Source organism: Myxosarcina sp. GI1(2024) (assembly GCF_053543375.1).
Genome location: NZ_JBKGTY010000006.1, coordinates 124,749 through 137,917, shown reverse-complemented (window position 1 = coordinate 137,917; position 13,169 = coordinate 124,749). Strand labels below are relative to the sequence as shown.

The following is a 13,169-nucleotide window of genomic DNA, read 5'->3' as shown; positions in this document are numbered from 1 at the left end:
ATGCAAGTAGCTATTTTTAACGATACTCAGAACTTTGGATATCTTGCAAACGAGCCTCAGGACGTTTAAAACGATCCATTTGGGTGGTAAAAAATGCTCGATTTTTTTGCAGATGTTCGGGATTGGGATCGTCTAGAGGGTAGAGCAATGCCTGACGCAAGGCTTGAATTACTGCCGAAGTAACATTATACATCGATCGCTGAAAAGTAATTCCTAACTGTACCAGCATATCGTCTTCACCACGACAGTGTTGTTTGTAGTAATCTACTAAATAATCTGGTAGAAAATGCCACATATCGTCCATTAGGAGTGTGGGTGGAATCCCTGCCATGCCTACAGGTAAGACATCGGCATAGAGGATACCATAGTGAAAATCTGGCTGTGAGTCTGGTACTTGTTTGGCTTGGGCGTTATAAGATTTAGTGCCACGAAATGGAGAAGTACGATAGAAAACAGCTTCCACATAGGGTAAAGCAGCCTCATATAACCAGGTAAATCCTTTGGATTTAGGAATAATTTCATAGCATTTACCCTTAATATATACGTGATGATAGATTGGTCTGCCTGCAACGGCAAAAATACCGTTGACTAGAAACTCCATTGCCTCTTTAACTGTAGTCAGTTTACCTTCATCGTAGAGGTCGGACATTTCTAAAAACACGGGACACATTACTTCCCAAAATAGCCCCAGATTGGAATAATAAGATAGCTGTCGGACTTTCTCTAAGAACATATCGGGAAATAGCTCGTGTAGTCCGAGCATTAAAGGATTATTTTTAAAGTAAGCTTTTATAGCCCGATCCGCATTGGCTTTATACTCATCAGTATCTAAGTACTCGTTGAACTTAGGATTAATATCTTGGTGCCAAAACATTGCCTGCATACAAGCTTCGGCAAATTCCATATTAATTCTGTCGTGGTTGAGGTGATGGAGTAGCTTGGGCATTTTACCCGTCTCACCCTTGGCGATAAACTCTAAAAGTTCGGGATGTGCCGAGGCTTTGCCGCGCCAAATCTGAAGATCGGCGTTTTCACCTGCATAGTGATTGGGCAAGTTTAAATATTCTTGGGGTAAAAAGTATTTAAAGAAAGGCACGGGATTTAAAAAAACCCGTTCGGCAATGTAGAGTAAATCCCGCCAGTAAAAGTCCATGGGTATGGCGTAAGCTTTATAGATGCCGATTATCTGCATCAAGTTTTCCGGGGTATCGGGTAGCATCGAACCACCCGCCTCTAAACGATGGATGACCTCGGCAAATTGATGGTTTGAAGGTGGTAGTTTAGTTGTAGCTTGGATCATTTTAGTCATTGGTCCCTAGAAGAGAGCATTGGTAAGCGCAATATTATTAGTTATCAGTATCAAGGGATTAAACATTTTTTTGAGCCAAAATTGTGGTGGTTGCTGGCTCGCTGGCAACGATACTAAATTCGCTAAGGTTAGCTAACCAAGCTGGTCGTACTCCCAAGATAACGATTAACAATGCTAAAACGAAAGCAGGTAGGCGTTCGGCTAATCTTACTTTGGGATAAACCGTTGGGGTTATACGACAATCGATTTTGCCAAAGAAGGTTTTGTTAAGCAAAATCACAAAGTAAACAGAAGTCAAACCGGTTGCAACCAAGCAAAGTGCGGTAAAAGTTGGGAATACGGTAAAGCTACCCTGAAAAGAAATATATTCACCGACAAAGCCTACCATTCCAGGTATACCTGCACTAGCCATTACCGCCAGAATAGTCAAACCGCCAATCAAAGGCAAACCCCGCTGGGGATTCATCAAACCGTTGAGAACGTTAAGATCGCGTCTGCCAGTTTTGCTTTCTACGATGCCTACTAAATAGAATAAGAGTGACACGATTAAGCCGTGGGCAAACATTTGACAAATTGCTCCAGAAATCGCGATCGAAGTTCCCGCAGCCGTTGCTAAAACGACAAAAGCAATATGTGCGATGGAACTATAAGCAACCATTTTTTTGAGGTCGTTTTGGGAGATCGCTACAAAAGAGCCATACAGGGCACTGACGGCAGCGATCGCTCCTAACCAAAAGGCAAGATCGTTCCATAACTGGGGAAATAATTCCAATCCAAAACGAATTAAGCCATAAGTTCCCACTTTAGAGAGTATGCCGCCTAAAATTATCGATACTGGAGTAGGAGATTCCGTATAGGCATCGGGCAACCAAGTATGTAGCGGAACTAAAGGAATTTTGATCGCAAAACCAATAATTAGAGCGATCGCCAGAATCAACTGTTTGCTATAGGGTAATATTTGGGTTTGAACCGTTTCGTAGTCAAAACTGCTAGTAGTCAAGAAGACAATTCCCAAGAAAGCGGCAAGGACAAAAACTCCTGAAAAGGCAGTATAAAGCAAATACTTAGTGGCTGCATAACCGCGATTTTCTCCTCCCCAAATATTGATTAACAGGTAGACGGGGATCAGTTGGATTTCGTAAAAAATAAAGAACAATAGTAAATTTTGCGCCAGTAAAGCTCCGTTTATACAGCTGGCTAAAATTAAAATTAGACCGTAAAAAAGCTTGGGTCGGATTAGGATGTTATCTTCTTTAGCTAGATTGCCACTATAAATCGCCACACAAACCAACAAATTATTGAGGACAACTAAAGGTAAAGATAAACCATCGATTCCCAGGTTGTAATTTAGTCCGATAACCTCAAGCCAAGGTAAAAATTCCCTTAGCTGTAGACCTTGAAGTTGATAATCATAGCGCGCGATCGCCGCTAAAGCAATTAATATATTCAAAATACTAAATGCTAAAGCAACTAATCTTATTTTGGTACTATCGATTTTAACGGGTATTAAAAATATAATTGCTGCTGCTAATACAGGTAGCCAAATAAGTATACTTAACATGATTTTTAAAAAGTCAAACCTAACATCAAACCCAATAAAATGGTTCCTAACAAAATAGAGAGAAGATAAAATTGCGATTGACCTGAATTACTGTATCTCAAAGCCTGTCCGCTAATCAAAGCCCCAAAGCCCAGCGAGTTAATCACACCATCGACAATATAGCGATCGCACCAAGTAACAATCTCAGAAACAGTTTTGACTAGCCCAACAATCGTCAGACGATAAATATCTTGAATGTATAGATCGTTAGCCAAGAGTTTTTGTAGCCAAGAAGGTACTAAATCTACGGGTTGAGTTTTTCTTTCTTGGAGATATAAAACTGCGGCTAAACTAAGACCAAAAAGACTCGAACCGAGTAAAAGCAAAGCAACGCTTTTATCTAATTTTGCCCAGGTTGGTAATAGAGCGAACTGCTGTAGAATCAGGGGAAGATGCAAGGCAACGCCAACTAAAATTGTCATCGGTAGAACCATTGCCCAGAGAACTTCAGCCGAGCGTTTAGTCATTTCTTGAGGTCGACCAGCAAAGACCAAACTAAAGACTCGCATTAGGTTAAATGCAGTTAGCCCGTCTACAACTAGCATTATTCCTAGTAATATGGGGTGCACTGTCAGCAAATAATTTCCCAGTTCTAGTAATGCCCAGAAACCACCCAAAGGTGGAACGGCAATCAAACTAGCCCCACCGACGAGAAAAGCGAACCCACTTAGAGGACGACGAGCGAAAACACCGCCTAATAAAGTAATATCTTGAGTAATATTACTAATTACTATTGTTCCAGTACTCATATACAACAGCGTCATCGCAATTGCATGAGTCAAAATTAACAGTAGGGCTGAATGGTTTGCTCCCACTGCAACCGCAATAAAGACAAAACCCATGTAAGCACTGACAGAATAAGATAGGGTGCGTTTGATATCAACTTGAGCGATAGCGATTAAAGAAGCAGCAATGGCTGTAAATGAGCCAATTCCCAGCATGAAAATATTAGAGATCGCTGACTGAGCTAAAACCGGCTGTAGCTGAATTAAGACATAAGCACCTGTTGCTACAACAATCGAGTTACGCAACATCGAAGCGGGAATCGGACCTTCCATTGCTTCGTCCAGCCATAGCTGTAGGGGGAATTGAGCGCATTTAGCGAGAGGACCTGCAATCAAAGCCAAACAAAGTAAATTTGCAGTTATTGGCTGTAAATTAGCTACTTCTGCCCACTGCGCTAGATCGTCGTAATTTAAAGTACCCGTAAAAGACCATAAGGAAATTACCCCAATTAGTAACAATAAATCACCTACCCGTTTAGTCCAAAAGGCATCTCTTGCCCCCGTAACCACCAGGGGTTGGGCGAACCAAAACCCGACAATTAAATAAGTCGCTAAGGTGAGTATTTCTAAAAAAACATAGCTAAAAAAGAGAGAATTACACAGGGCTAAACCGCATAAACCCGCTTCAAAAAAACCCATCAAAGCATAAAAACGCGCCCAACCCCAGTCCATTTCCATATAGCCAACGGCATATAGCTGGGCGAGAATGTTCAAGCCGGTAATTAATACTAATGCTCCAACAGTAACGGCAGAGATTTTCAGATCGAAAGAAATATATAAACCAGCTGCCGTCAACCAGGGAAATCTGATTTCTTGAACTGGCTGCTGCCAAACTTCTTGCAGAGCCAAGACGCTGTGAACGAATGCCAAGCAAGTCATCACGATATTGAGATATCCTGCTGGTCTAGAACCAGTTTTTTTGATTATTCCAGGCGACCACAGTAATGCTAATGTCGCTCCGATTAATGCATAGCAGGGAACTAGCCAGATACTTTCGCTAAATATCCGCTCCATAATTTCGATTTAATTAAGGTGAACTTTTAATTGTAAACCCAATATCTAGATTGAATCTAAGAATACTATAGACTAAAATCAATCTATAATAAAATTTTATTTGTTTATTTCTATAATAAGTAAATCCTAAGCCAAAGCAAAATACTACCAAGCGCGATCTAACTATGGCAGGATGACAGTATTAGATAAGCCCGAACACACAAAATTTGCCATTGATGAATAAATGGCAAATAACGATCGATTACTCAGAACTGACGCAGTCAAATATGCGATCGCGCCAGACACTGTAGCTACGGCAGACTTACGATCCAAATAGTTAGAATCTGCGGCAGGCTAATAACTAACGAGCAAACTACAAAATCGTCAGTCTGGTTCGATCGCGATAACAATTAAGTGTCTCAGTTCTATTTCTATTACTCCTCTAACTCTAAAATCTTCCGCAGCTTATGGCGATCGCTCGGCTTAGCAGAAAAACGACTATTTTCTATATCTCGAATCCAGCTTTGACTTTTTCCAAGTTGTTGTGCCAACTTTCTCTGACTAATTCCCAGATTTTTTCGGGCAAGAGAAATTTGTTCGCCACTCAGATTAGATACAGTTTTAGTTGAATTTTGACGACGAGTTTTAGTTTTGCGTTGTTTTTTATTCTCCCAACGTGACAGTTGTTTATCCCATTCTGGAGGCAATTCAAACTGAAGAATTCGAGCCTTCATTAACAAATTCCATTTTCCAGCAGGAGCCGAATCGGTGATGCTGGTCTCATTGCAACCGTCATTAATCCAAAACTCCATTGCTTCTTCTGCATCATCGGGAATTGCTGCTAATCTCGCCCATAAAGGCTGAATTTCGGTTGGATAGGTTACCGGATCGAAAACGGGTTTGATTTGATAGTGATTGAGAACTTCTAAGTCACTCTCAAACCTGCGTAACAGTCGCTTTCGTTTTTCTCGGTCGAACGCCGCTTTTCTGACCTGTTCTTGTCCATAAGCTACATACATCAATCTCGGAACGGTAACGCGCTGTTCTCTACCCATTTTGGTTTTAAACAACAGCCACAGCATCATCCTCACGGTACCTTCGTGTTGGTGCCAAATAGTCATGACGGTAGTTAACAAAAATTTGGGCAAAGTGCCGTATTGATAATAGGCAACGTATTTTTTGTAACCTTGCTTATTTAAAAAATACTCCGCCCACTTTCCGGCTCTAATCCTAAAAGTCATGCCTACAAGATGTTTGTAGCCCTGCTCATCTTCTTGAAAGTGGTTGTCGATCGCCACTAAATGCCAAATGCGGTCTTCTGGTACGGCAAAAGCCGCAATTTTACCTTGACGGGGCCAATCAATGGTAGCAAGCAGTTTGCACGGTTGCTGGACTAAAGTTTTTATTAAACTCAGTTTAGTTGCTTTACTCAAATCTTTACGTTTATCTAAGCCTAAATAAGTTTCAATTTGCTTATTATCGAGAGCAAATTCTTCTTCCCAAGGTCGCTCTAAGAAGGTAGCATAAGCCGCAAAAACTAAATGCATAGATGCAGCGCGGATATCCATGGCTTCAATAGTAGCAGCAGCTTCTTCATGACTCAAAGCTTGGGTTAGATCTGTAATAACACTATCAGTCAGGCGAAACTCAACCTTTCCTTTGCCTTGTTTGACTTGACGCATAAAACAGACCTTCTCATTAGTGTCTGTTTGCCAGGGAACGACCGAACCTTTTGCCAGGATGTTACAGGCTTCCCAAATAACCATCGATGAAGCGATTGGATTATTGTGTCCGTTCGCAAAAAGGTAATGGGTAGACAAAACTCTTGGTTCGGCTTTATATCTACCTTTTTTTGCAGGTAAGGGAACGGGTAGGTCAGTAGGACAGCTTTTAACACACAGGGGATTAGAATCTTCATCTTCACAATTATTGCATAGACCTGGTTCTACCCAATGCTCGTTATTGTTATCGATTTGAATCGCATTTGTCGGACATTCGGGTAAGCAGATACCACAATGAATACAGGTGTTAGGAATCGTGTAAGCCATAGCAAGTATTTTTTATTTGACTATTTTTTATTCAAAAACTCGTGCAAAAATTGCATATTTATTATTCTCAAATAGCAAAATCGTCTGAGATAACCTCCAATTGCCGTAGCACAAAAGTGACATTAAAATGCCATTGAATATATAAAAAAATCGAGCAGTATTAAAAATTATTCCTTTAGAGTCTGAAATAGATAGAAGATTTAGTTTGTCTATATGATTTATTTAATGTTGCCAAACCTCAATTTATCAAACTGTTAAATTTGATAGCTTTCATGTTAGCTTAATTATTTGTTTATATTTTAGACTTTCGCTTTATAACAGTCAGACGTTCCTTGTAAGAAATATATTAGTAGTTAAATACAATATAGCTTCGATATATAAAGTATATATACCGAAGCAAACACAGAATTTCATTATTTTATTTGGTTTCTAGATCGAAATTTTCCGATGTAGGCTATTGTTTAATACAAGCTGCCATATTAATAATAGCGCTAGTATAGTCTTTTTGTATGACTTTGGCATAAATTCTTATTATCTGGACTCCAATTTCTAATCAACTGTCTAATTACATCATTCATGGATACGTTTAACTCTTCACAATAAATTTTAAGCTTAAGATATTCTGCTTCTGTTAGTCTCAGACTAAATCTTTTCATGGCATTAAAATAACATCAGCTTGATGTTACCGAATAGTTACAAAGTTTGCTTAGTTTAATTAATAGCATCATTTTGACACCACTTAGATTGCAATAGTTTTTCTAATATTGCAATTAATATTGTTTATATCATTGAATTTTTAATAAACTCAAAGCTATCGATCCCATTGATATTCATTAGACTTGATTAAAAATGTACTCAACTACTGTAAATATTGATGGATAAATCTTAGAGATCTAATTCAGAGTATGTAGGTGAGTATTTCCGGGTCAAAACGCGAGTATTTTAAGTTGGGAAGGTGAGTATTATCAGTTATCGATCTATATCTTGGATTTGAGACTGGCGATTCCCTGATGAAAAACTAACTTTTTGGCGTTGCTCTCTTAAGGAAAATTGGTAGCGAGTGCATGTCCTAATTTTCCCTTGCTTTTTTGCAGGGGGGAATAACGGTTACTCTTGAAGCGTGTAAGTCCTGATTATAATAAAGTTATTGAAAAATAAGCAGTTTTATGGCTTATTTCCATACGCAGCAAGCATTTGAACGAATAAGTCCAAAATGAAATGCCTGAATGAGAGATTTCTGACATTATTTTCGGACAAGTCTAATATGTTCTTTGGGCAGTGGTGGGCTTAACCCACTAACCTAATTGCGATCGCTCTAGTTATTTTCTGTAACTTCTAGCTTAATCTCAACCTGGACTGGGAGGTTTCTGAAATAAAGTAGCTCTGTAAATATACTGTTAAAAACACTATTTGGGATTTTATCGTCAGCAGATATGTTCGAGAAATTTAAATATATTGTTATAAGTTTAATTATTCCTAGCTGTAGTTTACTCAATGGTTACGAGCGCCAAAACATGCATGAAAATGTTTCTCCCACTAGTAACTCAGGAGTTTTAGAAACTACCAACTATTTAGAACGAGGCAATCCTGATGGAGCATTAATTCAAGCATCTCCTTACATTAAGGTAGATCAGTTTGGCTATAGACCTCAAGATAGCAAAGTTGCGGTCATTGTCGATCCACAAAAGGGATACAATGCAGCAGATTCTTACATCCCAGGAAATGTCATCGAAGTTAGAAAATGGATTGATAACAGTGTAGTTTATGTTGGTGCCCCAAAGAAATGGAACGATGGAGAAATTCAAGTCTCTTCTGGCGATCGCGGATTTTGGTTTGATTTTTCGATGGTTTCCGAGCCTGGGCATTATTATCTTTACGATGCCGCTACGGGTAAGCGCTCTCATCCTTTTTTAATTCATCAAAATGTTTATTACCCGATTCTCAAGGCGGCAGTGCGCATGTTTTACTACAATCGTAGTAATTTTGCCAAACAACCTCCTTATGCCGATCTCAGGTGGACAGATCGAGCGAGTTTTATTGGACCCAATCAAGATACAGAAGCCCATTTTGTCGATGATAAACAAAATAAAGCATTAGTGCGGGATGTTTCTGGAGGATGGTGGGATGCAGGAGATAGCAACAAATATGTTACTTTCACCTCTCCAGTAATCAATCAATTATTAGATGCTTATCTTAGAAATCCCGATGCCTTTACTGATGATTTCGATCTTCCTGAATCTGGTAATGGCATTCCTGACATTATAGATGAGGTGAAATACGGAATTGACTGGATTAAAAAAATGCAACGGAAAGATGGAGGAGTACTAATCAAGGTAGGGACAATCGATTATCAAACCTTCACTCCCAAAAGCCGCGACCCTCGTCCTCGTTATTATGCTGGTGCTTGTTCCTCTTCGACAATTATCGCGGCAGGACATTTTGCTAGAGTAGCCTCAATTTATCGTCGGTTTGAACTATTACAAACAGAAATTCCTGAATTAACCGAAAGAGCTGAAAAAGCCTGGGATTGGTATCACAATAATCCGAAAAGAGATGATTGCGACAGTCAAGAAATCAAAGCAGGAGATGCAGATAGATCCTTAGAAGAGCAAGCAGGAGATGCGGTAGTTGCTGCAATTTATTTATTTGCTCTTACGGGAGAAGCAGTTTATAACGACTATGTACGAGAACATTACTTAAGGACAAGACCTTTTATTGGCGATCGCTTCTCAGCCTATGTACCTCATCACGGAGATGCACTAATGTTTTATACTACTCTGCCTAATAGTCATCCAGAGGTGAAAGCTGCTGTAATCGAGAAAAAAACTGTCGAAGCGCAACAAGGCCGAGAATTTTATGGCTTTCATCCAGAGCAAGATCTTTATCGCTCTTATTTGCCAGATCGAGCTTATCATTGGGGAAGTAATAGTATTAGAGCTAATCGAGGCTCATCTAATTATGATGTAGTTGTTTATAATCTGCTTCCCGGTCGAGAACAAACCTATACCGAAGTAGCTTTAAATACTCTGCACTATTTCCATGGAGTTAACCCTTTAGGAATCACCTACTTATCTAATATGTATGATTACGGTGCAGAGAAGTCTGTCAATGAGCTCTATCATGAATGGTTTACCGATAATTCTCGTTGGGATAATGCTTTAACTTCTCTTAACGGACCACCGCCGGGCTATCTTGTAGGAGGACCCAATAAAAACTACACGGGGAATTATCCTAGTTTGAAAAATCAGCCTATTCAAAAAATGTATGCAGACTGGAATGATAGTACTATACAGGACAAACCTTGGGAAATTAGTGAACCGGCTATTTATTATCAGTCTAGTTATATCAAGTTACTGGCACATTTTGTCGTAGCCCCTGAAAAATAGTGGAGGTCGAGACATTGATGAGCGTTTTCAGCTTCACTCTCTAGAATTCCGAAGTCTGGTCGGTGTGGACAGGTCGGGAGCTGAAGTGTACTCAATTGACTCCTGCCTCAGATCGAGATATGGTCTACCCAAACGAAAACTGCTGTGAGAGAGCGCCACAAATGTTCGATGAAAATATTATCAAAGCCCCGATCTCTCCCATCTGGGCTGAATAAGTTACTGTTTCTTCTTCAGGAAGGGACTTTCACCCTTATCCTAAAATCAGTTATGAGTTTTTCAAGGTTCTTTCTTGACGTTCTCACGCCGGTTATTTATTCACCTGGGAACAAGTCGCACCGCTCCGCGCACAGGCATACGCCAATTGCTTGAATCATTATCATTCTGCAACGCCAAAAAAAGTATAATGATACATCGCTATAATTAGGTTTGAGCTCAAATAAGACTTAAAATTCTTATCTTGCTGACCTTTAATTTTTTATTCAGCACTCCATTTTTATTATGATCCTTATCAATGCTATCCTCTATTTGGTTGCCTTCATAATCTTAATTTTGTCTCTAGTACTATTGATAGAATGTATAAGTGCTGTTTTTGGGAAAAATAATTCCATAACAATTAGAAAACCCGATTATTATGAAACTGGTATACTAATTCCTGCTCATAATGAGGAAATAGAAATTAAAGCAACTGTAGAGAGGATTGTAGAACAATTAAACACAGGCGAGCGCATCGTCGTAGTTGCTGACAATTGTACCGATAGTACTGCGGAGATTGCCCATAAAGCAGGTGCAACAGTTATTGAACGACAGGATTTAGAATATATAGGTAAAGGCTATGCTTTAGATTATGGTTTGCAGTTTTTCGCTGAAAATCCTCCTGATGTTGTGATTTTTGTTGATGCAGATTGTAAGGTACATCCTGAAGCCATTTCCTATCTTTCTCAAAAAGCGATCGCAACTCATAAACCAGTACAAGCGATATATTTAATGGAAAAATCTGCAACGCTAACACCTCAAAACTCAATTTCCGCTTTTGCGTTTAAGGTCAAAAATTTAGTACGTCCGCAAGGTTTAGCTAATTTAGGACAACCTTGCTTACTTACAGGAACAGGAATGGCTTTTTCTTGGTCAGTAATCCAGAATGTCGATCTAGCTAGTGGTAATCTTGTCGAAGATATGAAATTAGCATTAGATTTAGCTTTAGCAGGTTATCCGCCAGTTTTTTGTCCTCAGTCCTACGTTACTGGAAGTTTACCTCAACAGAAAAAAGCTGTAACTAGTCAAAGAACTCGTTGGGAACATGGACATCTAAAAACTATACTTACCTATGTTCCCCGTTTATTAAGTGGGGCAATTTGGCAAAAACGCTTTGACTTATTAGTGATGGCATTAGATTTATCTATTCCGCCATTATCTTTATTTGTAGTTCTTTGGTTGGGCACTACAGTTATATCTATAATCGCTATAATTATTGGTGCAAGTTGGATTCCTTCTTTGATATTGGTTACGGCAGGAGTGGCAATTTCAACCGCAATCCTAACAGCTTGGTCAAAATTTGGATATCATGAGTTACCTTTAATTACTTTAATTTCAATTCCTTTTTATATCCTTGGAAAAATACCTTTATATATCAAATTTATTATTCAACCTCAAAGTCAATGGATTCGGACAGAAAGAAAAATAAGAGCTGATTCCTAAAGATATGATAAAAAACAACCGAAAAGCAAGAGAAAGAAAATAATCTCAGTGTAGTAACTACGTAAATTTTAAAGGTTAGAAACTAAATGAGCCGTATCTCAAAAGTTGCCAATCCGCATCGCCGCCTTTACCCTAGTGACCTGAGCGATCGCGAATGGGAGATAATCAAACCGTTGCTTCCAGAGGCTAAAGGATTTGGAATACCTCGAACTGTAGACCTTAGAGAGTATTTATAAAGTGGAAATTAAGAAGCGAGGCGACGCAACATAGCAACATAAGTCTAACCATAACAGTGTAAATTAAAGCCTCACTAACTTCAGGAAGTAATTCATAATCAACTACTAAACAGCGACTCGTTTACAACCTGACTAAAAAAGCTCACTTTCTTGGCTTTGAGTTACTCTCCCAATATGTCTCGCCCTCTATGACTAATTTTGTTTCTTAGGAGCAGCCCAACTGGCGTGATCGCACCCGTTATGTAGGGAAGAAATACTATGAGGGGCTCGGGTGCCTTAAACCAAGCTCTGGGGAGAGAGAATGCTACTAATTCTTGTATATTATTCCTGTATCCTGACAGTTAAAACCGTAACTTCAATGGTGCGCTCGTGCCAGTGGGGGGGGGGGGGGTAGGGGCTAGGGTGTAGAGAAGAAATAACCCCAACCCCCGACACCCAAAACCCAACACTCTCCCTCAACCTTGATTTCATGGCTTATCCGAACAGTATTGAGGTGTATCCTGTTCTTCGATATACCCTCTCAATCGTTCGATTCTAGATGTCGCGATAGGAATGCTTAAAAGTGCTATTACCTATAAAGCCAAAGAAGCTAACGGGCTGTATCTCGACGCACCTACTCGCAGTCTTAAACCCACACAGAGATGTGCTTTGTGTTAGAAGATAACCGAAAAAGACTTGTCCGATAGGCTGCACATTTGCTCTAACGGTACTTAAACAAAAATCAAGCCCAAACAAAGCCCAAACTAGCTTTATAAGCTACGAATACGTCGCGATTTTGGTTCAACCATTGGACAAAACGATAAGATATACCTGTACGAAAAGCTTCTAATGCTTCAGGAAATGTCTCCAAAGGTTTGTTCGCCCAACGTCTTCTTAAACCTCCAGTAAGCTTATGCCAAAGGATAAAAGTATAGGCACAAAAAACTAGAATAAAATGTCTTTCCAAACTCTTCTTATCTCTAACTTGATACTCTTTTAATCCTAACCATCCCTTGGCTTCTCGATAGAAAACTTCTATCCAGTTTCTCTGAGCATAAGTTTGAACTATCCATTGCTCGGTTACTATTTCTCCCTCAACATTTGTGAGTAAGTAGTCAATATCTTCAGCATCTTCAAA

Annotated in this window: 6 protein-coding genes and 2 pseudogenes; 3 read left to right on the top strand and 5 right to left on the bottom strand. The window is 39.4% G+C overall.

What is annotated here, in order from left to right; genetic code table 11:
* Positions 1–16 precede the first annotated feature (16 nt).
* The 4 genes from ACLFKQ_RS20845 to ACLFKQ_RS20830 form a co-directional block, all read right to left on the bottom strand.
* Positions 17–1,300, bottom strand: a complete 1,284-nt coding sequence (locus ACLFKQ_RS20845) for a CO2 hydration protein (protein ID WP_449001666.1) — start codon at positions 1,298–1,300, stop codon at positions 17–19.
* 67 nt (positions 1,301–1,367) lie between these two features.
* Positions 1,368–2,870, bottom strand: a complete 1,503-nt coding sequence (locus ACLFKQ_RS20840) for an NADH-quinone oxidoreductase subunit M (RefSeq protein WP_449001665.1) — start codon at positions 2,868–2,870, stop codon at positions 1,368–1,370.
* A 5-nt stretch (positions 2,871–2,875) separates the two neighbouring features.
* Positions 2,876–4,708 carry an NAD(P)H-quinone oxidoreductase subunit F gene (locus ACLFKQ_RS20835; RefSeq protein ID WP_449001664.1) on the bottom strand — a complete coding sequence of 611 codons (1,833 nt, stop codon included), beginning with the start codon at positions 4,706–4,708 and terminating at the stop codon, positions 2,876–2,878.
* Between the two features lie 413 nt (positions 4,709–5,121).
* Positions 5,122–6,735, bottom strand: coding sequence for a helix-turn-helix domain-containing protein (locus tag ACLFKQ_RS20830; RefSeq protein WP_449001663.1), 1,614 nt, complete (start codon positions 6,733–6,735; stop codon positions 5,122–5,124).
* Positions 6,736–8,168: 1,433 nt separating this feature from the next.
* On the opposite strand from ACLFKQ_RS20830, the gene ACLFKQ_RS20825 reads away from it, so the two are divergent.
* The 3 genes and pseudogenes from ACLFKQ_RS20825 to ACLFKQ_RS20815 form a co-directional block, all read left to right on the top strand.
* Positions 8,169–10,121 carry a glycoside hydrolase family 9 protein gene (locus ACLFKQ_RS20825; protein WP_449001662.1) on the top strand — a complete coding sequence of 651 codons (1,953 nt, stop codon included), beginning with the start codon at positions 8,169–8,171 and terminating at the stop codon, positions 10,119–10,121.
* 564 nt (positions 10,122–10,685) lie between these two features.
* The gene (locus tag ACLFKQ_RS20820; protein ID WP_449001661.1) at positions 10,686–11,816 is read left to right on the top strand and encodes a glycosyltransferase family 2 protein; all 1,131 of its coding nucleotides are present in this window, start codon (positions 10,686–10,688) and stop codon (positions 11,814–11,816) included.
* A gap of 86 nt (positions 11,817–11,902) precedes the next feature.
* Positions 11,903–12,040: pseudogene (locus ACLFKQ_RS20815) on the top strand (IS5/IS1182 family transposase); the annotation flags it as partial.
* Positions 12,041–12,773: 733 nt separating this feature from the next.
* On the opposite strand, the pseudogene ACLFKQ_RS20810 reads toward ACLFKQ_RS20815, so the two are convergent.
* Positions 12,774–13,169, bottom strand: a pseudogene (locus ACLFKQ_RS20810) (IS701 family transposase); the annotation flags it as partial.

What these genes read in the sequence shown, in the direction of transcription:
- ACLFKQ_RS20845 (WP_449001666.1), bottom strand. Translation starts at nt 1,300, where the DNA reads ATGATCCAAGCTACAACTAAACTACCACCTTCAAACCATCAATTTGCC.
- ACLFKQ_RS20840 (WP_449001665.1), bottom strand. Translation starts at nt 2,870, where the DNA reads ATGTTAAGTATACTTATTTGGCTACCTGTATTAGCAGCAGCAATTATA.
- ACLFKQ_RS20835 (WP_449001664.1), bottom strand. Translation starts at nt 4,708, where the DNA reads ATGGAGCGGATATTTAGCGAAAGTATCTGGCTAGTTCCCTGCTATGCA.
- ACLFKQ_RS20830 (WP_449001663.1), bottom strand. Translation starts at nt 6,735, where the DNA reads ATGGCTTACACGATTCCTAACACCTGTATTCATTGTGGTATCTGCTTA.
- ACLFKQ_RS20825 (WP_449001662.1), top strand. Translation starts at nt 8,169, where the DNA reads ATGTTCGAGAAATTTAAATATATTGTTATAAGTTTAATTATTCCTAGC.